The sequence below is a fragment of the Robiginitalea sp. SC105 genome (assembly GCF_014243345.1).
In the GTDB taxonomy this organism is placed as follows: domain Bacteria; phylum Bacteroidota; class Bacteroidia; order Flavobacteriales; family Flavobacteriaceae; genus Robiginitalea.
The window spans coordinates 1,004,973-1,027,128 of the sequence record NZ_JACLZF010000001.1 but is presented as its reverse complement, the minus strand read 5'-3'; the positions used below and the strand labels follow the sequence as shown (position 1 = coordinate 1,027,128).

Genomic DNA, 22,156 nt, shown 5'->3' with positions numbered 1-22,156 from the left:
AAACATTGTAGCCTTAAAAGAGAGACTTATGAAACGAAAACTTATCTTGTTATCCCTGGCCGCAATGCTCCTGTTAACCGGGTTCGGTATTGGCAGGCAAAGCGCAACGGACCGTGCGGATGAAGCCCGGGTTGTCGGTTTAAACCATGTGGGTTTAAGGGTTTCGGATTTTGAAGCAGCGGTAAAGTTTTATGAGCACGATCTGGGCTTTCCGATGACCTACAAGTTTAACGATGCATCGGGGAAACCCATTTTCGCGTATTTTCAGATTAACAAATCCACATTTATCGAATTGTTGCCCGCAAATGAGCAGCGGCCGGAAGGCATCGATCATTTTGGCCTTGAAGCCCGGAATATAGCATCCATGGTAAACCATTTGCACGGTCTGGGCATCCAATCCTCCCAGCCCAGTGAAAGCCCATACACGAGGGTTAAATTGGCTCACGTTGAAGATGTGAACGGAATTTATTTTGAGTTGATCGAAGCGGTTGATGGTTCTGAGCTGCGACGAGTAATGGACAACTGGAAAGAATAAAAATGCACCATAACATAAATAACAAACTAAAACCAAAATCATGACAACCCAACAAAACATTGCAATTATTGAATCCCTGTACAATGCTTTCGCTACGGGGGATATGCCAACCGTCCTGGGATCGATGCATCCCGAAATCACCTGGAACGAAGCCGAAAGCAATTCTCTGGCAGACGGCAATCCCTACATTGGCCCGGATGCCGTTTTAGAGGGTGTATTTGCCCGCCTCGGGGCCAACCACGAATACTTCGGGTTACAGGATGTAAAAATCCACGGGATGAGCGATAATATGGTCCTGGCCACCCTGCGGTATGATGCCAAGGTTAAGGAAACCGGGAAGAGTTATAATGCGCAGGCAGCCCACCTGTGGACCCTCGACGATGAGGGGAAGATTACTGCCTTCCAGCAATTTGTCGATACCAAGAAACTGGCAGACGCTGAAAAATAATGAGTCTGGTATCTCATAAGGGGTTAGCGCGAACCACGGACAAATGATAAAATTCTTCAGGAAAATCAGGCAGCGACTGCTGGCCAAAAACAATTTCAGGAAATACCTCCTGTATGCAACCGGCGAGATTGTTCTTGTGGTTATCGGGATTTTAATTGCATTAAGCATCAATAATTGGAATGAAAACAGGAAGGAACGCCTGCAGGAAACGGTCATATTAAGACAACTGCGGACCGAATTCAAAAGCAATCTGCAGCAGCTGGATCAAAAAATCAGTTCCAAAAAGGAAGCCATCCATTCTGCCCTGCAGCTTTTGAAGTATATCGATTTTCCAGACCTGCGGGACAAGGATAGCATTGACTACCACATTGCCCGGACCATCCCGTACACCACATTCGATCCCGTCGTCAATGACCTGGCCGGATCCGGCGACCTGAAAATCATCAAAAACGACAGCTTAAAGCAAAAGCTTTCTTACTGGACCTCGGAAATTGCGGATGTAAGGGAGGATGACATGAGCTGGAAAGAGTATCGCAACAATGCCTATGTGCCCTTCCTTGTTGCCCACTACCAGCTGAGGACCATCAGGAACGCTGCCTACAGCACGAACGTCCTTGGAAAGTACCTGATTGAAGATGATACGAAAGGATTGAGTCCTGAAATAGGGGTTACCAGGCACCCAGAGGATTACAATGCTCTGTTAAACCACCCCGATTATGAGGATCACCTGGAAAGGTGCTTCACCAAAAACGTCCATGCCCTGAACCAATCGGAGGTGCTTCGGAATCGGATTGTTGAAATACTGGACCTGTTGAACGATGCAATCCGGGCGAGATAACCGAAAGACAACTGTCAATTACCGTAAATAAAAGTAAGCGTTCCTGAGGCCTGTTTAGTAATCCGGATTTTTTTTAAATTTCAATCAACAAACCAACCAATGGCATGATCATACAAGTAATAAAATTGAAAACGAACCTTGCCGAAGATGAGTTGTTAAAAAGGGCAAGGGAAAGGGAACCCCGGTTCAGGGCGATCCCGGGACTTCTCCAGAAATACTACGCCAAAACGGGACAGCCCAACGAATACGCCGGTATTTACATCTGGGATTCGCCGGAATCCCTCAAGTCCTTCAGGGAAACCGATCTGGCCAAAAGCATCCCAGGCGCCTATGAAGTTATTGAAGCCCCAAATATTGAAACCATGGATCTTCTTTTCCAATTAAGGAATTGAGGATTCCGCTACCTGATAACCGGTTTGTCACAGGCCGTTAAGGGTAATCTAAAATCGTACCATGTCTGCATTAAAGCAAACAACCGTTAGTCTGGCAATCGTGCCCGCGATAGCAGCTTCCCTCTGCTGCATAACCCCCCTTCTGGCGTTAACCTCCGGCCTGGGAAGGAATAATCATCGATAGGGCAAGGCCGCCTAAAGTAGCGGATGTTCCGGTCTACTGGTCCTTTAGCAGCGTCTTCTTGATTTCCTCGTATTCCTTGCGGGATATTTCGCCTTTGGCAAGCCGCCTTTTCAATAATTGGAGGGGATCTTCAGTCCTTTTTTGCTCCCATGGCCGGAGGTATACCAATACGAGTACCACAATCCAGAATACCCACCAGAATGCGTGCATACCTCCCCAATGTTCATTGAAATAATGCATGGTCCAAAATCTTAACCGTTGTTAATAAGCGTGCCCGTTACTGGTTATCTTCCATCATCCCTTTTCCACTGCCTTCCATCATTTGCATGCCGGTATGCATGCAATCCTCGCTGAGCATCCCCTTGCCGTGCATCATCTGCATCATGGCGCCCATCATTTCAGGGTCCGACATCATGGCACTCATCATGCGGTTCATCCTCGTGCTGTCCTGCATCATCCGCTGCATCCCTTCCCCGCCCATCATATGGTCCATCATCCGCTGATTGCCCATCATCATCTGCATGCCGTGTTCGCTGTCCTGCAACTTATCCATAAACTCCATCATGTACGTGTCATTTGCTGCCATGTGGTTCATGAGTTCGCCCCGCAGCTCCGGGTTTTCAAGGAGCCCCTGGGCATCCTGGGGAGTATTGCAACTATTCATAAAGGAAATCGCAATGAATAAAAAAATCAAACCTGCTGTTTTCATGGTTGTAAATTTTTAATTCAAAATTGGTACTTCATCAGTAAAGAACCTTTCAATATATACCTACCCCGGGGCAATTGAAATGACGCCGGTCAGTTTGCCTGGATAGCCGGGCGGTACCGCAAACAACAAATTACACACCGCCAACTTGCTGCAATTGTGTATCTTCAGGACCACTAAAAACCAACCATGAAGCGCATTTTCACCTACCTGTTCTTGCTTTGCCTTTCCTGCCTGCAGGGCCAGCAACCTACCTTGAAGCAACTACTCGGATACAGTTTCCCTTCCGAACTCACCGCCTCCGCCACTACCGACCAGGTCGCCTGGGTGGAAAACGCCGAAGGGGTCCGGAATATCTATTACGCACGCGGGCCGGAATACCTCCCGGTCCGGTTGACGGATTTTTCATCCGACGACGGGCAGGCCCTAGGGGAACTCGCTTTTGATGCCATGGGGCAAAACCTCTGGTTTGTCCGCGGTGGCTCGGCCAACCGGCAGGGGGAATACCCCAACCCGACCAGCATGCCCGACCCGCCAAAGCAAATGATTTACCGGATTTCCCTGGGGGATGGGGCCAATGAGTCCGTGCAGGAAGGGCACCACCCGCTGCCCCTTGGTGAACGCGTCCTTTTCCTGAAAAAGGGGCAGCCCTGGGTCATGGATGCAGGCGGTGAAAACGCCAAAGCGCTCTTCGAAGTCAGGGGATCCGTCTCCGACCTGACCCCCTCCCCCGACCAGTCCAAACTGGCGTTTGTAAACAGCCGGGGGGACCACAGCTTTATCGGGGTCTATGAATTTTCTTCGGGGGACTTCACGTTCCTGGACCCGGGTATCGACCGGGATTCTAATCCTGCCTGGTCCCCCAACGGCGACCAGGTGGCCTTCCTGCGCATCCCGTATACGGAACCCGAGTTGTTCGTGCCCCAAAGGGCAGGACTCCCCTTTTCGATAGTAATTACAAAGGTCGGCGGCGGGCAAGGCACGACCGTATTTACCGCCGATCCGGGTACCGGCAGCGTGTTCCGGGAAATAGCCGCAGACAACCAGCTTTTCTGGACGTCCCGCAACACCCTGGTCTTCCCCTGGGAGAAGGACGGGTGGACGCACCTGTACGAACTCCCTGCTTCCGGGGGTGCGCCCAAACTCATTACGCCGGGGCCCGGGGAAGTGCAATACGTATCCCAGGGCCCGGATCGGAATACCCTGGTCTTCAATTCCAACCAGGAAGACCGGAACCGGCCGCACCTGGCATCTTACGACGGGAACCTGAGGACCCTTACCAGGGGCGAGTCCCTGGAATGGTCCCCTGTGGTGAAGACGGATGGAAGCGTATTCTTCCTGGGCTCGGGCGCCACGGAGCCGGCGAATGTAAAAAGGCTTTCCGCAGGCAAGCCGGTGGCCATTACCCGGGATATCAACTACCCCTCCGAATCCCTGGTCGTCCCCAAACCTGTGGAACTCACAGCCAGTGACGGCCATCCGTCCTACGGCCAGCTCTTCGTCCCACCCGGGCTGAAACCCGGGGAGAAAGCCCCGGCCGTCCTCTTTTTCCACGGGGGGTCGCGCCGGCAGATGTTCCTCGGTTTCCACCACCGGGATTATTACCACTACGCCTATGCGATGAACCAGTACCTGGCACAAAGTGGATATATCGTGCTGAGCGTGAATTACCGCAGCGGTATCGGGTACGGCATGGAGTTCCGGGAAGCGCTGGATTACGGGGCAGGCGGTGCCAGCGAATACCGCGATGTCCTTGCGGCCGCCGATTTTTTGCAGAACCACCCGCAGGTGGATGCCTCCCGCATCGGCCTTTGGGGGGGCTCCTACGGGGGCTACCTGACCGCCCTCGGACTGGCGCGGAATTCAGATCGGTTCAGGGCCGGGGTGGACATACACGGGGTGTATGACTGGAACAATGTGATCCAGGGATTCATGCCCAGTTACAACCGCCTGGCCAAACCCGAATTTGCCAAGAAAGCCTATGACTCCTCCCCAATCGCCGTAATGGAGGGATGGAAGTCTCCCGTCCTGTTGATCCACGGGGACGATGACCGGAACGTGCCCTTCAGCGAAACCGTCCTCAAGGCAGGGAAACTCCGGGAACTCGGTGTGGAATTCGAGCAACTTGTGTTCCCGGATGAGGTCCACGGCTTCCTCCTGCACGATAACTGGTATCGCGCGTATCAGGCTACCCGGGACTTTTTTGACCGGAAGCTGGATTGAGGGAAATTGCGCGCCAAGAGACCAGGAAATTACAGTCCCGGGCCGCTGGGATCATGTTTAAAAAAACTATATGAAAGTCAAGCTTAAAAAATTGGCCTTGCTGGCAGAAATCATCGGGGGGTTCGCCGTATTGATTTCCCTGGTTTTTGTCGGCTTTCAGTTCAGGGAGAATGCCAAGGCCACCAAATCTGCAAATGCATCGGCAACCATTTCATCCCTTGGGGATTGGTATCAGCAAATCGGGAACAACCAACAATCCAGCGAGTTGTTCTACAACTTCATGGCAGCCCCGGATTCGTTGACCCCCCAGCAAAGATTTCAGGCCGTAATGAATGTGCATGGGATCTTCATCATTTTTCAGAACAGTTATTACCTGTCCAAGGAAGGGACCCTGGACGCTGAGATGCGCAATGCCCTGACTTCCGTTATCCTGGGGGTAAAGGATCAACCTGGGTTCCATTTTTACTGGAAACAACGCAAATCGTTCTTTTTCAAGGAATTCCGGGATTACATAGAAGAGGTTGTAAATAACAATGAATCCATAAATAGTGTTTACAAGGACTTTTCTGAAGAATAACCGGAAAACCAACCCCTGAACCATGCTAAGATTCTTCAGAAATATCAGACGGCGCTTATTGACCGGCAATAGCTTCAGAACGTATGCGCTTTATGCTTTCGGGGAAATAGCTTTGGTCATGATAGGCATTCTGCTTGCATTACAGGTAAACAATTGGAATGAAGCATACCAGGATCGCAAGGAGGAACGACAGATCCTAAGGCAGCTCCGCTCGGAATTCCAGACAAACCTGGACCAGTTGCACGATAAGTTTGCCCTTCGGGAACGCCTGCTGAATAGTGGGATTGAAATCCTTTCCCTTATAAACAACCCGACAGCCAATATAAACCCGGATACCCTGGATTTTTTACTCTCGAGAACGCTTCCGGCCCCAACCTTTGATGCTTCCCTGGGGGTTACCAGCGATATCATAAATTCCGGGAAGTTGTATTTGATCCAAAACGATACGCTCAGGCAACTCATATCCGGTTGGAACGGGGACATAAGCTTTGCCATTGAAGAGGAGATTATCTGGAGGGAACACAGGGACAGAACGTATATCCCTTTTTTAACCGAAAAGTATTCCCTGAGGAATATTCAGAATGACCTGTTAAACGATCCGGCCATGGTTAACATCATGACGTTCAACAAAAATGTCCGGGTTGCTACCCTCATCGGAAAATCCATGGAAAAACCCGAAGCGGCCGATTTTCTCAATAACAGTGACCTCGAAGACCATATTTCAAACATGCTGACATTTAACTATATGGCCAAAATACAGATGATGGGGCTTCAGGAGAAGGTGGAAACCATTATAAAAATGATCGATTCTGAATTATAGTTTTACTCCTATCCCTTCATGGCCCCGGTTAACACGGCTACCGTACTGGCATAACTCCGCTCCAGCATTTCCCTGGCATCCCAGCGGGACCAGTAGCCCTGGTTAAACAGTTCCACCGAAAAACCGCCGCGGAAGCCTGCGGCGTAAAGTTTGGGAATCACCGTATCGAAGGGGCAGACCCCTTCCCCGGGCAGTACCCGGTCCCCGTCGGTGAGTTCGTTCCAGGCCGGCGTTGCCGGGTAGTCGTTCATGTGGATGACGGGCAGCCGGGCCCCGTTCAAAACGTCGACCGTATCCCAGGTGTTGCCCCCGCGGTGAACATGATAGATATCCAGCAATACGGCCGCTTTCGGATGGCCGCTGCCGATGGTGATCTGTGCACAGTCCGAAACCCGGTGCAGGGCCCCCATCCCCCAAAGTTCCAGTAGCGGGTATACGCCCGTTTCATCGCCCAGCTCCAGGATGGCCCGGTAGCGTTGGGCATATTCGTCGAATTTTAGAGGGTCCAGCTTTTCGACGCCCATTACCGGGGTGGCGATGTAGCCGCCCCCCAGGTCGGCAATGATCTCCATTTCCCCCTGAAGTACCTCCAGGGCTTTTTTGCGCTCCTCCGGATCGTCGTTGCACCATTGGGAGAATCCTATAATGTTTTCCAGCACGAGGTTGCCGGCCTCGAGCTTTTCCTTCAGGTCGGCCCGTGCACCCCCTTTCTCCAGGTAGGCCCTGATATCGCGCATCCAGAGTTCGGTGCCGTCAAACCCCGCCCCGGCGATCAGGTCGATCTGCTGGTCTACCGGCAACTCATAGGCCATCAGTGTGGAGGTGTTCAAACTCACACGGAAAGGCAGCTCGTGTTTTTGGGTTGCGCGCCGGCCCTTCGGCTGGTCATCTTCCATGGAAAAGGCCATGCCGGAAGCCAGCCCCAGGGAGGCAGTAAGGCCGGTTTTCAGTGCGTTTCTGCGGGATCGGGAATGAATGGACATAGGTATTCGGGTTGGTTTTCCGGGGTTGGACACCCCTCCCTGCCAATTTACCAATAAATGCCTTTGCCCTCAACCTAATTCAATGGCAATTCCATTCTGATCCTTTTTCGTACTTTAAACCATAAACCAACCTGACATCGTGTTTCGCATATTCCGCACCCTCCGAAAGCGCCTCCTCAATGAAAACCGGGTTCGCAACTACCTCCTGTATGCCATAGGGGAAATCGTACTGGTCGTCCTGGGTATCCTGATTGCCCTTCAGATCAATTCCTGGCAGGAAGACCGGCACAACCAGCAAATCAGGCAGGCCTATATTGAATCCTTCAAAAGGGACCTGGCCCTGGATACTGTTTTATTGAAAGAGTTGAATTCCCATATGGCGACGGACCTGGAATATACCATGGGGCTTTTTGAACGTATGACTTCGGAAACTGCCACCAGGGACACGCTGATCCGGATTTTCAGAAAGGATTTTGATCCGTATTACAGCCCTTCGAATACGCTGAATACCTCCACCTTTGAGCGGATCAACGCCAACGGGCATATGGACCTGCTGGATTCTACCCTTTCAACGGCCCTGATCGGGCATCATAAAGACCAGCTTCAGGTTTTGGGCATGCTGGAAGACAATATAAATGCCATGTTCACCACTTATACCCAAAGCATTCTCAAGTTTCCCAACCTACCGGGAAAGGACGCATTCGGAAATCCGCTTTTTCCCGATCGAATGGGACCACTGGAGAAGCGGTTCTGGGATAACACCGACTTTAATGAATTGTATGGAACCCTGAACGGACTTATACTCAACAAAATCCAGCAGCAGAACATCATTGTCGGGGTCCGGAACGAAATGCTGGACATGACCCGAAGCCTGCTGAAGATGCTTAACGAAAAATACTAACCACTCTTAATGATCCGATTCTTCCGCACCTTGCGCCAACAAGCCCTTTCCGGAAACCGCCTCGGCCGCTACCTCCTCTACGCGGCTGGAGAAATCACCCTGGTGGTGATTGGGATATTAATCGCCCTGCAGGTAAACAACTGGAACGAATCCCAAAAAGAACTTGCACTCGAGAAAGAAGTCCTGGCTGAAATTATGGGTGACCTGGATTCCGGGGTTGCCTCCCTGGAAAATGACCTCCGGATAAACCAAAATCTGATCACTCTGGCCGATGAAATCCAAGAGCAGGTATTACAAAATCCCACCTATACCGACACAATCGGGGCGAAATTCGGGACATTGAATTTCAGCACGACCCTTTCAATAAATACAAGTGGTTACGATAACCTGAAAAACATTGGATTGGGCGTTGTGAGAAATGACAGTTTGCGTAAGACAATCACGGAGTTCTACGAAAACGATGTCGATTTTTTAAGGAAGGGGGAGGAAACGGACCGACAATTTATCAAGGAGTATTTTGCCCCTGAATACCTGATTTATTTTGAGTCGGTTGAGGCAGGAAAACCCGCCCTGGGCTTTGGCGCCATTTACCGGCCGCTGGACATCGGCAGGATGAAAACTGATAAGGCTTTCCATCGGCTACTGGGCTTATACAAACGAACCAAACAAGAGGCCATCTACAACCTGAACCTGACGATCGGAAAGATGCAAGAATTGAAAGTCCGGATGGAAGTGTACCTTTCTGAAATAGATTAATTAAGATGACGCCAAGAACGTTCTCAATCATCGCCGGCAGCAGCTACCTGGTCATTTTCTTCGCTGCGGTATTCGCCAATTTCCTTGTGGTCGAATCGCTCCTGCAGGACCCGCTGGGCACGATCAGCGAGCAGGACATGATGGTCCGGGCCGGTATACTTGCCTTTTTGGTGACAGTCGTGTTTGACGTGGTGGTTGCCTGGGCCCTCCGCGAATTATATAAAAGCCATGCGCTTTCCAACCTGAGCACCTACTTCCGGATGATGCATGCCGCCATTATGGGGGTAGCCATCTTTGCCCTTCCGGTTGCCCTGACGGCAACCACGGCCGAAGAGGTCCTGGGACAGGTAGACCTGTTCAATACCATCTGGCTGATCGCCCTTTTCTTTTTCGGGATCCATCTGGTCCTGCTCGCCAGAATCATCGGAAAGCCCAGGATAATTTCAATTATTCTTGCGATTGCCGGTGTCATGTACGCAGTGGATACAGGCGCCCATTTCCTCCTGGAAGACTATGCCACATACAGCAATGTCTTCTTGGCGCTGGTTGCCATTCCCAGTATTATCGGGGAGCTTTCTTTTGCTATCTGGCTACTTGCGGCAGGCGGGAAAAAGGAACCCCACAAAAATCCAACCCACACGAAGCTGAAATGATGAAACGAAGAAAATTTATCCACAATTCCATGGCGGCAGGCGCCGCATTATCCGTGTCCTTCCCCCTGTCCGCCAGGCTTTTAAGGCCGGGCGCCGCCACAGACCTGACGGACCTCAGCGCCACTGAACTCTCCATGGCCATCCGGGAGCGGCAGGTGAGCTGTGTGGAGGTCATGCAGGCCTACCTGGACAAAATCCACCGGTACAACCCGGTATACAATGCGATAATAAGCCTTGCCGACGATGCGGATTTGCTGCGGCAGGCAGCGGAAGCAGACGCGGCCCTGGACCGGGGCGAATACAGGGGGTGGATGCACGGGATGCCCCATGCGATCAAGGACCTCGGGCCGCTTAAGGGATTCCGCTATACATTGGGCTCCCCCATGTTCACCAACCGGACCGCCGTCGAAGACGGAATGGTGGCCGCAAGGATCCGGCAACAGGGCGCCATTTTCATCGGTAAGACCAATACCCCGGAATTTGGACTGGGTTCCCAATCCTACAACCCGATCTTCGGGGCCACCGGCAGTGCCTACAACCCCAATCTGACCGCGGGCGGAAGCAGCGGCGGCGCTGCCTGCGGCCTGGGCACCCGAATGCTCCCCGTTGCGGATGGAGGCGATATGATGGGGTCCCTCCGGAACCCGGGGGCCTTCAACAATGTGATCGGCTTCCGCCCTACCACAAACGTGGTGTCTGGCGAAGGGGATGCGGAAAACCGGTTGCTCTCCACCTCGGGGCCCATGGGCCGCAATACCCGCGATCTCATCCAGCTGCTGCAGACGCTGGCCCCGGATACTGATTTTAGTGGGCTGGCCCCATTAAACCTCAACGGGGTGAGAATTGGCTGGATGGGCGACCTGGAAAAGTACCTGCCCATGGAGGCGGGAATCCTCGGGTTATGCGAAGCCAGCCTTAAAAAAGTGGCCGATGCCGGCGGGGAGGTAGCACCCGTACAACCCCGCTTCGCACCATCGGACCTCTGGGAGAGCTGGACCACGTTGCGCCACCACGGACGCATGGACATGCTGGAGTACTATGAGGTCCCCGAGAACCGTGCCCTGCTCAAACCGGAACTCATCTGGGAAATCGAACAGGGCCTGGGCCTGAAGGACCAGGAGGTGGCCCGGGCCAACACGCTCCGTGGGGAATGGTACGCAGAACTGGACCGGCTCTTCCAAAGCTGGGACTTTCTCGTACTACCCTCGGCACAGGTCTTCCCCTTCCCAAAGGATATCCACTGGCCAAAGGAAATCAACGGCCGCTCCATGGACACCTACCATCGCTGGATGGAAGTGGTGGTTCCCGGAAGCCTCGGGGGCATCCCCGTGATAAACGTCCCCGTGGGGTTCGATCCGCAGGGCAGGCCCATGGGCATGCAGGTAATGGGGGAATTCGGAAATGACAGGCGGGTAATCGAATTTGCCCTGGCCTATGAACAAATTACCACGCACCTGGGTGTGCGGCCCGAGTTGGTTGCCGGAAAAAATTGATCTGTATAGCCCGGGTTTTTTCTCCGCTTGTGGAAAACCTCCCCGGGGACAAACAGGATATTCTCGGAATCCCTGACGGGTTGTAAGCCGGTAAACAGGGGCAGGCCACGATCCAATCCTTTTTTGTACTTTCAGCAGGTAACCAACCGACTGCCTTGCTCCGTATTTTCCGCACCCTCCGCAACCGCTTCCTAAGCCAGAACCACTTTGGCCGCTATGCGCTGTACGCCCTGGGCGAAATCCTGCTGGTGGTCATCGGGATATTGATTGCGCTCCAGATCAATAACTGGAACGAGGAAAGGGCAAACAGGGAATACCAGCGCACCATGCTCCTGCAGGTGCGGGAAGCCCTGGAAACGGACGTCCGGTTACTGGAGGATGAGATTCCCTACGCGGAGCGATACCTCGGGAGCGTCCACGCGTTGGTTGCCCTGAAAAACGACCCTTCCCTGCCCCAGGATTCGCTCTATACCCATTTGCAGCGAGTGATGTCCTATGGTGCGATTTTTACGGTAAACCAAAGTCCCTACGACGCCATCGTTTCCGGTGGCCTCGACCGGATCAGCAACCCGGAAATACGCAAAGGGCTGTCCCAGCTCTACGGGTTTACCCTGGAAAATGCCAAAACCTGGATCAACGAGGTCCTGCGGACCGAGCTGTTTGATAAAAAGCAACTCTTCGCCCGGATCTTCGGGCTAAAGGTCACGATGAATGACAGGCAAAGGATGGATACCTCGGTGCGCCTGACAGATCCCTCGGTCATCTATGACAACCCCGATTTTGACCTGTTGTTGTCCACGTCGGGATGGGTGATACCCGGAACGCTCGCCAATTACCGGAACCTGATAGCAGAGATGCGGGCGCTTTCGGAACAGATCGATACGGAATTAAAAAACCTGGGGGAATAATTAACTTGAAATCCTAACATCATTATACCCATGAACCACAAATTGCTTATAACCATCTTCCTGCTGGTGGCAATGGCCACCCAGGCCCAGGAAAAATCCACCGATTCCCTTCCCGTGCCGGAACCTAAATCCTTTGTCACCAGCCACCAGATACGCAGCGGGGGGCGGGTTGTCAATTACAGCGCCACTGCTTCCGAGACCTACCTGAAGGACGCTGCGGGCAAAGCCGTGGCCTCCATCTGGTCGGTGGCCTACGTGGAAAAGGGGGTCAGCGATGCCTCCAAACGCCCTGTGACGTTTATCTTCAACGGGGGGCCCGGCTCCGCCTCGGTCTGGTTGCACATGGGGATGTTTGGCCCGGAACGAATAAAGGTGCCGTCGGATGCCGACGCCGACGACGGGGCAGCCCCCTATAACCTGGTTCCCAACGACCACAGTTTGCTGGACCTGACCGACCTGGTCTTCGTAGACCCGGTAGGGACCGGATACAGCCGGGTGGTAGGCGAAGGAAAGGTAAAGGACTACTGGGGTCTCACCGAAGATGCCCGCTCCATCGCCACCTTTATCCGGCAGTGGGTCACCGAAAACAACCGGTGGTTTTCACCCAAATACATCGCCGGGGAAAGCTTTGGCACCACCCGGGCCGCCGGGGTCGCCAATGCCCTGGAAGGCGGCGGGCAGAACATGGCCCTCAACGGCCTGATCCTGATTTCCCAGGCCCTGGATTATGCCGGGTCCACCTCGGTGCACGACAACATCACTTCCTACCTCACCTACCTGCCGAGCATGTCAGCTACCGCCTGGTACCATAAAAAGGCAGGGCAGGGGAAAACGCTTGAATCCTTTGTGGCGGAAGCCCGGGAATTCACCTACAACTCCTATGCCCCCATCCTGTACAAAGGGGTTTTGCTTTCCGACCCGGAGCGCAATGAAGCAGCCGAAAAGCTGAGCTATTTCACAGGCCTGGACAAGGACTACATCCTGAAATCCGACCTCCGGGTACTGGTGCCGCGGTTCCAAAAGAAGCTGCTGGAAGACCAGGGGCTGGCCGTCGGCCGTCTGGATGGCCGTTTTATGGGCGATGAGGCCGACCAGTTTTCGGACGGCCCCCACCTGGGGGACCCGGCCAGTTACCAGATAAGCTCCGCCTATACAGCAGGCCTGAACCACTATTTTGCATCCCGGCTCAACGTGGATATGGATCGGCCGTACATTACCTCCAATGGGGAGATCTACCCCAAGTGGAACTGGCGGCCAGTCCCTGAAGGGTCCTACTGGGAACCCTCCGCCGTCAATGTGACCCGCCAACTGAGCGAAACCATGAGGCGGAACCCCGAAATGAAGGTCCTGGTGGCCAGTGGGTATTACGACCTGATCTGCCCCTTCTTTGACGCGGAGTACACCTTTTCCCGCAATGGGATCCCCTATGAGAACATCACGATGACCTACTATGAGGCGGGCCATATGATGTATACACACGAGCCGGACTTCACCAAACTGGCATCGGATATCCGGGAGTTCCTGACGCGATGAATTACCGCAGCTCACAAATGGGTTGGGTGCTGCCCCTGCTGCTTGCACCCGTCATTGTATTCCTGGCACTTGCGTATGCCTATCAGTGGGGCGACCGGCCCCTGCCCCTGGTCCCCTTCCTGATCTTGCTGGGTATCTTCGCTATCACCCTGCTGCTATTCTATAAACTTACCCTGGAGCTGCACGGTAACGTCCTCCACGTGGTTTACGGGGTGGGCCTGATCCGGATCCGGATCGAAATGGACGAGTTGCTGGAAACGAAGGTAATCCGTACCCCCTGGTATTACGGACTTGGCATCCGCGTGACGCCCCGGGGGATGCTCTACAACATCCAGGGGACCCGGGCGGTGCAGATCGATTATATCCGGGACGGCAAGCGGAAAACCGTCATGGTGGGCACCGCCGATCCTGAAGGACTATCCAGGGCCCTGAAAGCGCATCGATGAAAAGGAACAGGGACGAGCCGATGGATTTCCGGATAGCAATAGCCGGCGAGAAAGACCTTCACGGGTTGGTGGAAATGGTCCTCAGTCTCTGGCCGGACTGCACCTATGGGGAAGAATACCAAAATTACCGGAACATCCTGCATACCGGGAAGCAACGTGTTTTAATTGCCAGGACGGACACGGGTCTTATCGGCTTTATCCAATTGTGTTTACGGACGGATTATGTGGAGGGGACTTCGTCTTCCCCCGTGCTGTATGTGGAGGGAATCTACGTGGAACCACCACACCGGGGCTGCGGAATCGGCAGGCAATTAATCCGGGAAGCAGAAGCCTGGGGGCTTGAAAATCAATGCAGGGAAATGGCTTCCGATACGGAGCCCGGGAACACAACGAGCATCGAATTCCACAAGGCCTCGGGTTTCAGGGAGGTGAATCGGATTGTTTGCTTTTCCAGGGAACTTCCGGGCCGGTAGCGTCCCTTTTTTGCTTACATTTCTGATATGGAACATGCCGGTTATCATGCCGAGATCTATAGGAATCACTTCCCTACCGGTTCCTGGCTCGGGGTCAAAGAACTGGCGCTCCCGGAACTCATGATAGAAATCGAACTGGAAGTCCATAGAAAATAAAAGGATCGTGCCCCCTGGGTGCATCACCCGGGGACCTGCCCATTACACCATGTTGAAATCATGCTGACTGATATCCACCCCAAGCTCCCGATGCGCAACCCGGCGCTCACAAAGGCTTACTATATCGAAAAACTGGGCTTTACCGAACTGGGCGATTACGGGAATTACCTCATGGTGCGGAAGGAAAAGGTGGAAATCCACTTTTTCGAATTCAAGGGGCTGGACCCTAAGGAAAACTACGGCCAGATATATATCCGCACGGATGCCATTGATGAACTTTACCGGGAATTGCTAAATAGCAACGTCGCAATCCACCCCAATGGCCCAATCGGTGACAAGCCCTGGGGCCAAAGGGAATTCTCGCTGCTGGACCCGGACAACAATTTGCTGACCTTTGGCCAGAACCAGTAAAAAGTACCGCCTTATGAACAAACGGATTTTACCCCTGATTATAATGCTCGGCTTCCTGGGATGCATGCAGGAAAAGCCAGGACCTGTTCCAACTATGGACCAGACCGCCCTGCCAGTCCATGAAAAGGAAATTGAATCCCGAATTCGCCAGTACGAACGGCTTTTGGAAGAAGGCGATTCCGTCGGTTTGGGCGCCATGTATACCGAAGATGCGGAAATCATCCCGTCAACAACCGGGAGGGACGCGATTATCCGGGTTATTGGCAGCATGGTCCGCGACAGCATCACCGGATCCCATTTTCAGACGACCGGGCTTTGGGGAGATGATCAGTTACTGGTGGAAGAAGGGACCGGTACCTGGTCTCATGCCAATGGTACGGTGGTCAGCCGGGGCCGCTATTTGCTGGTATGGGTCAAAAGGGACGGTGAATGGAAAATATTGCGGGATACCTGGTTTCCGGCCGATGACCATTGACCCACTTTCGGGGCTATTAAGGTAACAATTCGGGAGGCTTATCGTCAGAATATCAAAGACCGGCATGAACCGATTGCAATCTTTGAAAACCAAAACCTGGGCGAGAGGCTTCTATTGGTGTATCCGGGCGGGCATGGGGCTCACCTTTGTCTTGTCGGGAATCCGCAAACTACCCGGGGTCAGATTCACCCAGTTACCCGAAGAAAACCCGGTAGGCCTGTATTTCTCAGTCATGCACGATTTGGGCTTTTACTGGAACTTCATTGGCTACTTCCAGATTGCCATCGGCATCCTGATATTCTTTAACCGGTTTGTGGTGCTTTCCAGCCTCCTGATGATGCCGGTTACCGTAAACATCTTCTTCGTTTCCGTTGCATTGAATATGCGGGGAACCCCGATTATCACCTCAGCCATGGTTCTGGGCAATCTGTTCCTGCTGCTCTGGCATCATAAAAACTACCGGCACCTTTTTGGCAAGCCACTTTAATCGGGCTTGGTTAATCGGGCTGGAGCAATCGGTCGGGTGTAATCTGTTGGAGTTCTGTTCCCGGACGTGTCACCTGAAGCGTGCCAAATGGACAGATTTGTAGTAACTTTAATGCTACACGGATCCGTTTTCGCAGCCATGCCCGTTTTAGCGGGGGGATAAAACCGCTTGTAAACGATTCGGCGTCTAAAAGCAACCTGCCATGACCGAGACATCCGAAGGGCTGGACAACTACCTGGCCCCCCATTACATCCACAGGAGCAACTGGCTGCGGGCTGCCGTGCTGGGGGCCAACGACGGGATCTTATCAACAGCAAGTATTGCCATTGGGGTCGCAGCAGCCAGCGCTACCCGGGAGCCGGTAGTCCTGGCGACCCTGGCGGGATTGGTTGCCGGCGCGCTATCGATGGCCGCAGGGGAGTACGTGTCGGTAAGCTCACAGACCGATGTGGAAAAGGCCGACATCGAACGGGAGAAACAGGAGTTGCAGGAGATGCCCGAAATTGAGTTGGAGCGCCTTGCTGAAATTTATCAGGAAAGGGGGCTCAAGCGGGAAACCGCACTGACCGTAGCCCGGGAATTGACCCAGCACGACGCCCTGGGGGCTCATGTCCGGGACGAGCTGGGGATCAATGAAATCAGCCAGGCCAAACCCCTGCAGGCAGCGCTGGCGTCCGGTGCCGCCTTTACCCTGGGGGGCATGCTGCCCTTTTTGGTCACCCTTTTCCTCCCCCTGAAGCACCTGGAATACGCCCTATACGGTTTTGCCCTGTTTTTCCTGATCATCCTGGGGGCCATGGCGGCCCGGACAGGGGGGTCCAGCATCGGGAAAGCCATCCTGCGGATCACCTTCTGGGGTACGGTGGCTATGGGCCTCACCGCTTTGGTGGGCTACATGTTCAACGTAAACGTCGCTTGACGCAAAAAAAAAGACATGTCAAAAAGTACCGGTTGGCCCGAATTACACTTTACCCAGATGCAGGATACCATCGAAACCCTGCACCAGTGGATACAGATTGTGGGCAAGATCAGGCTCAAAGCCATGCCCTGGCAGAACCATTCCTGGCATGTGACCCTGTATGTGACTACCAATGGCTTTTCCACCCATACCATTCCATACCAGGGGCGCGCCTTCCAGATCGACTTTGACTTTAAAAAACATAAGCTCTACCTCCGTTGTTCGGATACCGCGTACTCCGAAATGGCCTTGCGGGAGCGGACCGTCGCAGATTTCTACCGGGAACTTTTTGAGAAGTTATCCGCTATCGGGGTCGATATTTCCATCCACGGCGCACCCAACGAAATGGACCCGGCCATTCCCTTTGCCCGAAATACCGTGAACAGCGCATATGACCCGGACCAGGTCCATGCCCTCTGGCAGGCCATGCTCCGCGTACATGAAGTGTTCAGCCAATTCCGGTCCGGGTATATTGGCAAAGTGAGCCCTGTCCACCTTTTCTGGGGAGCCTTTGACCTGGCCGTAACCCGCTTTTCCGGAGATCCGGCCCCCCTGCACCAGGGCGGCATGCCCAACATGCCCCTCGATGTGATGCAGGAGGCCTATTCCCACGAAGTGAGCAGTGCCGGGTTCTGGCCCGGTTCCAGGGATTTTCCCACCCCCGTTTTTTACGCCTACGCCTACCCGGCAGGGCCCGGCTTTGAACGGGAGCCGGTACAACCGGCCGAGGCCTTCTACAGCCCCGAATTGGGTGAATTCCTCCTGAAATACGAGGATGTCCGAAGTGCGCCTGACCCCGGGAAGACCCTGATGGACTTTTTGCAAACCACCTACTTGGCCGCTGCCAAAACCGGGGGCTGGGACCGGGGAAAATTAGAAAAACATCCCTGAGATCCCAAGGGTCTCGGGGGACATTCCGCATAGTCCGAACAGGCAGAATAACACCCCGCATTTTTGAATAAATACGTAACTTGTATAGTATCCCGCAGGGGAATGCCATTGCTGGATACCCGCCTGTGCTACTTCTAACTTTTAACTAATTACAAATGAAAACAAGATGCCTTCTTTTGATCCTCCCCTGCCTGATGGTACTGGCTGCCTGTGGTGATTCCCAGGGCGATGAAGCCGTATCCCAAGCCAAGGTATACTATGGCGGCGATATCCTGACGATGAAGGGGGATACCCCGACCTATGCCGAAGCCCTGGTGGAACGGGACGGGCAGATTGTTTTTGTCGGCGAGGCCGGCGAGGCCATGGAAGTAGCCGGAAAAGGTCACGAAATGGTCTCCCTGGAAGGGAGGACCCTGTTGCCTGGTTTTATAGACGGGCATGCACATTTCACAAGTTTTGCCGGTCAGGCCATCGGTGCCCAGTTGTTGCCTCCCCCCGATGCCGGGGCCAGGGACATCCCAACCATCATCCAATTGCTCAGGGAATGGAACACCCCGGAGAACCGCAAACTCACAGGCTGGATTTTCGGTACGGGTTTCGACGATTCCGTACTGGAGGAGAAACGGTTTCCCACACGGGATGACCTGGACCAGGTGACAACGGAATTTCCGATCATGATCATCCACATCTCCGGCCACTTTGCCGCCGTAAACAGCAAGGGGCTGGAAGTATTGGGGATTACCGCGGAAACCCCGGATCCCGAAGGCGGGATCATCCGCCGCGAACCCGGATCCATGGAACCCAATGGCGTGCTGGAGGAATTGGCGGCCATTCCCTATATGCTGCAGGCCATTGCCCCGAAAACGCCTGAAGCCATTCAGAAGTTTTTTGATGCCGGGCAGGAAATGGCTTTGTCCTTTGGCTATACCACGGCACAGGAAGGCCGGGCCATGGAAAACAACGACTTGCTCATACAGATGGCCGAAGCCGGCCAGCTGAAACTGGATGTGGTCAGCTATGTGGATTACCTGTTTACCGACCGGTATATGGGGACCAAATGGAACAGCGATTCCTACGACAACCATTTCAGGATCGGGGGGATGAAGCTGACCCTGGACGGGTCGCCCCAGGGGCGCACAGCCTGGCGGACGGAGCCCTACCTGATTCCCCCTGATGGCGCATCGGAAGATTATGCCGGCTACCCGGCCATCCCCGAGGATACAACAGTGACAGCCATTTACGAAAAGGCCTTCCAAAACAACTGGCAGACACTGACACATGCCAACGGGGATGCGGCCATGGACCAGATGATCCGCACCCTGGAACCCCTGGCCGAAAAATACGGGATGGAAGACCGGCGGTTTGTCCTGATCCACGGTCAGTATGTACGGAAAGACCAGTTGGATGCCTTCGGGGAATTGTCGGTAATCGCCTCCCTCTTCCCCCTCCATACATTTTACTGGGGCGACTGGCACAAACAGCTCATCGGGGAGGGATTGGGCAACCAGATAAGCCCCGTAAGGACCGCCCTGGACAAAGGCCTGAGGGTAACCATCCACACGGATGCCCCTGTTGCCCTGCCCAACCTGATGCGGGTGGTCTGGACCGCAGTGAGCCGTACCTCCCGGTCCGGCGCCATCATTGGGGAAAAAGAGCGGCTGACCCCCTACGAGGCCCTGAAAGCGATTACGGACTGGAGCGCCTACCAGCATTTTGAGGAGGATCGCAAAGGCACACTGGAAGCTGGGAAAATGGCGGACCTGGTGATCCTGGACCGCAATCCATTAAAAGTGGCCGTGGAGGAAATCAAAGACATACAGGTAATGGAAACCATCAAAGAGGGCGTCACAGTGTACGCCCGGTAATTCAGTTGCCTGCCGATCCCCTATTATTCCAACCTATGGCAGGGATATGAAAAAGCGAATCGAACATCCAAAAGCATTCTGGCATCCAAACGATTATGGAAAAATTCGACAGAAAAAAACACTGGGAAAATATTTACCAGACAAAGGCCCTGGACGAAGTCGGCTGGTACCAGCCCAGGCCTGAAACCTCTCTGGCGCTTATCGCAACATGCGGCCTGCCAAAAACGGCCCGCATCATCGATGTCGGCGGGGGCGACAGCCTGCTGGTGGACCACCTGCTGGAGCTGGGGTATCGGGATATTACGGTCCTGGATATTTCCGAAAATGCGATCATCCGTGCCAAAAGGCGCCTTGGCGAGCAGGCAGATAAGGTAAAATGGATCGTTGCCGATGCGGCCGTTTTCGACCCCCCGGAGGCGTACGACCTCTGGCACGACCGGGCAGCCTTCCACTTCCTGACGGAAGAGAAGGAAATCGCAAGCTACATAGCCGCTGCCGAAAAGGGTGTGGTTCCCAATGGGCACCTGGTAATAGGAACCTTTTCGACGGCCGGACCGGAAAAATGCAGCGGGATCAGGATTCACCAGTATTCGGAGGATTCCCTCGTTAAGCTCCTGAGTAATTCGTTTGAAAAGGTGCATTGCAGGACCGTGGACCACCGGACCCCTTCCGAATCCATTCAGAATTATCTGTTCTGTAGTTTTATCAAACGACCTGAAGAGCCCGGGAAGGACAAATAACAAAAAGAACAACTATGAAACCAATCGGAATTATTAACTATTTGGGTGTCCTGTTGCTCGTGTCTCTGTTGATGGCGTGTGCCGGGAAGGAGCCCAAACAGGAAAAAGAATTCGGGGTTGCCACCCAGGAATTGATCCAAATCCTGGAAAATGACCCAGAGGCAAAAGCCCTGCTGGTGGCATCCATTGCCAAAGCGAAGGCGGTAAACCCGGACCGGAAAACAAATCCCGCCCAGAACCTGGAGGAGTATCTTGACTTTGTTTCGTACTGTGAATCCGCCATGCCCTGGGCACTCATCAAAAAACCGGATTATCCGGAGATATTTGACCACATGTTCCAGAGCCTGGGCAGCTTTTACTTTCTGCTGGACCAACCCCTGCCCGAACTGGAAGGCAAGGGGTATTTCCATAATTCGCTTCAGTATGCCGACCCGATTGCCTCATGGCTGGTCACCTTCAGCAGGTCCTGGGGCAGTTTCCTGGATACACCGGATTCCTGGAACGAGCAGTATTACCAAATGGCATTGAAGGATACTGCCTTTGGTTTGCAAAAGGGATGGTATGAGGACCCGGCAAACTGGGATACATTCAATGATTTCTTTTCCCGCCATTTAAAATCTCCCGAAATGCGCCCAATTGCGGCCCCGGAAGACCCTTCCGTTGTGGTCTCTTTTGCGGATTCCCAGCCCCAGGGGGCCTGGGCCATTGACGACAGGTCCATGATTGTTGCCGACCAGGGTGTTGTTGTAAAATCGGCCACCCTCAGATCCATTCCAGCCCTGCTCGGTGAGGACAGTGCGTACAAAGATGCATTTGCAAACGGCACTTTCACACATTCCTTTCTCAACACCAATGATTATCACCGGTACCACTTTCCCGTTGGCGGTACTATCCGGGAGATACGGACCATCCAGGGGATTAATCCTACCGGGGGAAAATTATGGTGGGATTCGGAGAACCAGCGCTATGCCTTTGACCCGTCCTCCCTGGGATGGCAAATGGTGGAAACCAGGGGTTGTGTCATTGTCGATACGGGGGAGTACGGCCTGGTTGCCCTGCTCCCTATAGGCATGGTAGCAGTGGGGTCCATTAATTTTGAACCCGGCCTGAAACCCGGAACACAGGTAAAAAAAGGAGATATGCTCGGTAATTTTGCCTTTGGGGGTTCCGACTTCATCATGGTGTTCCAGGATAAAGTCGATTTCACGCTCGATGCACCCCGACAGTCCGGGGATGACTCCTTTGAACATCTTTTAATGGGGGAAATGCTGGGCCGAATGACCCTGAGGTAACTGAAGGACAGC

Annotated in this window: 26 protein-coding genes; 23 read left to right on the top strand and 3 right to left on the bottom strand. The window is 53.6% G+C overall.

All coding sequences use genetic code 11. The features are described 5' to 3' along the window. Positions 1-28: 28 nt before the first annotated feature. From H7F20_RS04555 to H7F20_RS04540, 4 genes are all read left to right on the top strand, one after another. On the top strand, positions 29-535 hold the full coding sequence (locus tag H7F20_RS04555) for a VOC family protein (protein ID WP_185784932.1): 507 nt from the start codon (positions 29-31) through the stop codon (positions 533-535). A 40-nt stretch (positions 536-575) separates the two neighbouring features. Continuing rightward, positions 576-983, top strand: a complete 408-nt coding sequence (locus H7F20_RS04550) for a nuclear transport factor 2 family protein (protein ID WP_185784931.1) — start codon at positions 576-578, stop codon at positions 981-983. Positions 984-1,026: 43 nt separating this feature from the next. Then, positions 1,027-1,821: a DUF6090 family protein gene (locus H7F20_RS04545; RefSeq protein ID WP_185784930.1), complete on the top strand. Its 795-nt coding sequence runs from the start codon at positions 1,027-1,029 to the stop codon at positions 1,819-1,821. Positions 1,822-1,925: 104 nt separating this feature from the next. Continuing rightward, entirely contained in the window at positions 1,926-2,213 is a 288-nt protein-coding gene (locus H7F20_RS04540; protein WP_185784929.1) for a hypothetical protein, read from the top strand. A 217-nt stretch (positions 2,214-2,430) separates the two neighbouring features. Here H7F20_RS04540 and H7F20_RS04535 read toward each other — a convergent pair whose 3' ends face one another. After that, complete coding sequence (locus tag H7F20_RS04535; protein ID WP_221898684.1) at positions 2,431-2,607, bottom strand: SHOCT domain-containing protein; 177 nt, start codon at positions 2,605-2,607, stop codon at positions 2,431-2,433. Between the two features lie 67 nt (positions 2,608-2,674). Further along, positions 2,675-3,106 (bottom strand): hypothetical protein, encoded by a 432-nt coding sequence (locus H7F20_RS04530; protein ID WP_185784927.1) that lies wholly within the window; start codon positions 3,104-3,106, stop codon positions 2,675-2,677. 186 nt (positions 3,107-3,292) lie between these two features. Here H7F20_RS04530 and H7F20_RS04525 point away from each other — a divergent pair, with 186 nt between their 5' ends. From H7F20_RS04525 to H7F20_RS04515, 3 genes are all read left to right on the top strand, one after another. Beyond that, complete coding sequence (locus H7F20_RS04525) at positions 3,293-5,326, top strand: prolyl oligopeptidase family serine peptidase (RefSeq protein WP_185784926.1); 2,034 nt, start codon at positions 3,293-3,295, stop codon at positions 5,324-5,326. Between the two features lie 70 nt (positions 5,327-5,396). Continuing rightward, the gene (locus H7F20_RS04520; RefSeq protein ID WP_185784925.1) at positions 5,397-5,903 is read left to right on the top strand and encodes a hypothetical protein; all 507 of its coding nucleotides are present in this window, start codon (positions 5,397-5,399) and stop codon (positions 5,901-5,903) included. A gap of 118 nt (positions 5,904-6,021) precedes the next feature. Next, positions 6,022-6,723 (top strand): hypothetical protein, encoded by a 702-nt coding sequence (locus tag H7F20_RS04515; RefSeq protein ID WP_185784924.1) that lies wholly within the window; start codon positions 6,022-6,024, stop codon positions 6,721-6,723. A gap of 8 nt (positions 6,724-6,731) precedes the next feature. Here the strand turns inward: H7F20_RS04515 and H7F20_RS04510 are convergent, their stop codons facing one another. Beyond that, a complete protein-coding gene (locus H7F20_RS04510; RefSeq protein ID WP_185784923.1) occupies positions 6,732-7,706 on the bottom strand; it encodes a sugar phosphate isomerase/epimerase in 975 nt (324 codons plus the stop codon). A gap of 139 nt (positions 7,707-7,845) precedes the next feature. On the opposite strand from H7F20_RS04510, the gene H7F20_RS04505 reads away from it, so the two are divergent. The 16 genes from H7F20_RS04505 (at position 7,846) to H7F20_RS04430 (ending at position 22,144) form a co-directional block, all read left to right on the top strand. Then, the gene (locus tag H7F20_RS04505) at positions 7,846-8,607 is read left to right on the top strand and encodes a DUF6090 family protein (RefSeq protein ID WP_185784922.1); all 762 of its coding nucleotides are present in this window, start codon (positions 7,846-7,848) and stop codon (positions 8,605-8,607) included. A gap of 9 nt (positions 8,608-8,616) precedes the next feature. After that, positions 8,617-9,363, top strand: a complete 747-nt coding sequence (locus H7F20_RS04500; RefSeq protein WP_185784921.1) for a DUF6090 family protein — start codon at positions 8,617-8,619, stop codon at positions 9,361-9,363. Positions 9,364-9,368: 5 nt separating this feature from the next. Continuing rightward, positions 9,369-10,016: a DUF4386 domain-containing protein gene (locus tag H7F20_RS04495; RefSeq protein ID WP_185784920.1), complete on the top strand. Its 648-nt coding sequence runs from the start codon at positions 9,369-9,371 to the stop codon at positions 10,014-10,016. Continuing rightward, positions 10,016-11,509 carry an amidase gene (locus H7F20_RS04490; RefSeq protein ID WP_185784919.1) on the top strand — a complete coding sequence of 498 codons (1,494 nt, stop codon included), beginning with the start codon at positions 10,016-10,018 and terminating at the stop codon, positions 11,507-11,509. Before H7F20_RS04495 ends, H7F20_RS04490 begins: the two co-directional genes overlap by 1 nt. Positions 11,510-11,664: 155 nt before the next feature. Then, the gene (locus H7F20_RS04485; protein ID WP_185784918.1) at positions 11,665-12,417 is read left to right on the top strand and encodes a DUF6090 family protein; all 753 of its coding nucleotides are present in this window, start codon (positions 11,665-11,667) and stop codon (positions 12,415-12,417) included. Positions 12,418-12,447: 30 nt separating this feature from the next. Next, a complete protein-coding gene (locus H7F20_RS04480; RefSeq protein WP_185784917.1) occupies positions 12,448-13,950 on the top strand; it encodes a S10 family peptidase in 1,503 nt (500 codons plus the stop codon). Beyond that, positions 13,947-14,396 carry a hypothetical protein gene (locus tag H7F20_RS04475; protein ID WP_185784916.1) on the top strand — a complete coding sequence of 150 codons (450 nt, stop codon included), beginning with the start codon at positions 13,947-13,949 and terminating at the stop codon, positions 14,394-14,396. The genes H7F20_RS04480 and H7F20_RS04475 overlap by 4 nt, the downstream gene beginning before the upstream one ends. After that, entirely contained in the window at positions 14,393-14,869 is a 477-nt protein-coding gene (gene aac(6'), locus H7F20_RS04470) for an aminoglycoside 6'-N-acetyltransferase (RefSeq protein WP_185784915.1), read from the top strand. The genes H7F20_RS04475 and aac(6') overlap by 4 nt, the downstream gene beginning before the upstream one ends. A 216-nt stretch (positions 14,870-15,085) precedes the next feature. Then, a complete protein-coding gene (locus H7F20_RS04465; protein ID WP_185784914.1) occupies positions 15,086-15,436 on the top strand; it encodes a VOC family protein in 351 nt (116 codons plus the stop codon). A gap of 13 nt (positions 15,437-15,449) precedes the next feature. Next, complete coding sequence (locus tag H7F20_RS04460; RefSeq protein WP_185784913.1) at positions 15,450-15,911, top strand: DUF4440 domain-containing protein; 462 nt, start codon at positions 15,450-15,452, stop codon at positions 15,909-15,911. A gap of 82 nt (positions 15,912-15,993) precedes the next feature. Further along, complete coding sequence (locus H7F20_RS04455; RefSeq protein WP_185784912.1) at positions 15,994-16,398, top strand: DoxX family membrane protein; 405 nt, start codon at positions 15,994-15,996, stop codon at positions 16,396-16,398. A 202-nt stretch (positions 16,399-16,600) separates the two neighbouring features. Next, entirely contained in the window at positions 16,601-17,317 is a 717-nt protein-coding gene (locus H7F20_RS04450) for a VIT family protein (RefSeq protein ID WP_185784911.1), read from the top strand. Positions 17,318-17,332: 15 nt separating this feature from the next. Further along, complete coding sequence (locus tag H7F20_RS04445) at positions 17,333-18,247, top strand: DUF5996 family protein (RefSeq protein WP_185784910.1); 915 nt, start codon at positions 17,333-17,335, stop codon at positions 18,245-18,247. A gap of 155 nt (positions 18,248-18,402) precedes the next feature. Then, positions 18,403-20,112: an amidohydrolase gene (locus H7F20_RS04440; protein ID WP_185784909.1), complete on the top strand. Its 1,710-nt coding sequence runs from the start codon at positions 18,403-18,405 to the stop codon at positions 20,110-20,112. Between the two features lie 95 nt (positions 20,113-20,207). Continuing rightward, positions 20,208-20,852: a trans-aconitate 2-methyltransferase gene (locus H7F20_RS04435; protein ID WP_185784908.1), complete on the top strand. Its 645-nt coding sequence runs from the start codon at positions 20,208-20,210 to the stop codon at positions 20,850-20,852. 14 nt (positions 20,853-20,866) lie between these two features. Then, positions 20,867-22,144, top strand: a complete 1,278-nt coding sequence (locus H7F20_RS04430) for a phosphatidylserine decarboxylase (protein ID WP_221898683.1) — start codon at positions 20,867-20,869, stop codon at positions 22,142-22,144. Positions 22,145-22,156 lie beyond the last annotated feature (12 nt).

Bases quoted from the DNA above. Each gene is read 5' to 3' on its own strand.
- H7F20_RS04490 (WP_185784919.1), top strand. From the start codon at position 10,016: ATGAAACGAAGAAAATTTATCCACAATTCCATGGCGGCAGGCGCCGCA.
- H7F20_RS04445 (WP_185784910.1), top strand. From the start codon at position 17,333: ATGTCAAAAAGTACCGGTTGGCCCGAATTACACTTTACCCAGATGCAG.
- H7F20_RS04550 (WP_185784931.1), top strand. From the start codon at position 576: ATGACAACCCAACAAAACATTGCAATTATTGAATCCCTGTACAATGCT.
- H7F20_RS04480 (WP_185784917.1), top strand. From the start codon at position 12,448: ATGAACCACAAATTGCTTATAACCATCTTCCTGCTGGTGGCAATGGCC.
- H7F20_RS04465 (WP_185784914.1), top strand. From the start codon at position 15,086: ATGCTGACTGATATCCACCCCAAGCTCCCGATGCGCAACCCGGCGCTC.
- H7F20_RS04495 (WP_185784920.1), top strand. From the start codon at position 9,369: ATGACGCCAAGAACGTTCTCAATCATCGCCGGCAGCAGCTACCTGGTC.
- H7F20_RS04475 (WP_185784916.1), top strand. From the start codon at position 13,947: ATGAATTACCGCAGCTCACAAATGGGTTGGGTGCTGCCCCTGCTGCTT.
- H7F20_RS04555 (WP_185784932.1), top strand. From the start codon at position 29: ATGAAACGAAAACTTATCTTGTTATCCCTGGCCGCAATGCTCCTGTTA.
- H7F20_RS04510 (WP_185784923.1), bottom strand. From the start codon at position 7,706: ATGTCCATTCATTCCCGATCCCGCAGAAACGCACTGAAAACCGGCCTT.
- H7F20_RS04450 (WP_185784911.1), top strand. From the start codon at position 16,601: ATGACCGAGACATCCGAAGGGCTGGACAACTACCTGGCCCCCCATTAC.
- H7F20_RS04520 (WP_185784925.1), top strand. From the start codon at position 5,397: ATGAAAGTCAAGCTTAAAAAATTGGCCTTGCTGGCAGAAATCATCGGG.
- H7F20_RS04525 (WP_185784926.1), top strand. From the start codon at position 3,293: ATGAAGCGCATTTTCACCTACCTGTTCTTGCTTTGCCTTTCCTGCCTG.
- H7F20_RS04535 (WP_221898684.1), bottom strand. From the start codon at position 2,607: ATGCACGCATTCTGGTGGGTATTCTGGATTGTGGTACTCGTATTGGTA.
- H7F20_RS04460 (WP_185784913.1), top strand. From the start codon at position 15,450: ATGAACAAACGGATTTTACCCCTGATTATAATGCTCGGCTTCCTGGGA.
- H7F20_RS04515 (WP_185784924.1), top strand. From the start codon at position 6,022: ATGATAGGCATTCTGCTTGCATTACAGGTAAACAATTGGAATGAAGCA.
- H7F20_RS04440 (WP_185784909.1), top strand. From the start codon at position 18,403: ATGAAAACAAGATGCCTTCTTTTGATCCTCCCCTGCCTGATGGTACTG.
- H7F20_RS04540 (WP_185784929.1), top strand. From the start codon at position 1,926: ATGATCATACAAGTAATAAAATTGAAAACGAACCTTGCCGAAGATGAG.
- H7F20_RS04500 (WP_185784921.1), top strand. From the start codon at position 8,617: ATGATCCGATTCTTCCGCACCTTGCGCCAACAAGCCCTTTCCGGAAAC.
- H7F20_RS04530 (WP_185784927.1), bottom strand. From the start codon at position 3,106: ATGAAAACAGCAGGTTTGATTTTTTTATTCATTGCGATTTCCTTTATG.
- H7F20_RS04435 (WP_185784908.1), top strand. From the start codon at position 20,208: ATGGAAAAATTCGACAGAAAAAAACACTGGGAAAATATTTACCAGACA.
- H7F20_RS04545 (WP_185784930.1), top strand. From the start codon at position 1,027: ATGATAAAATTCTTCAGGAAAATCAGGCAGCGACTGCTGGCCAAAAAC.
- H7F20_RS04430 (WP_221898683.1), top strand. From the start codon at position 20,867: ATGAAACCAATCGGAATTATTAACTATTTGGGTGTCCTGTTGCTCGTG.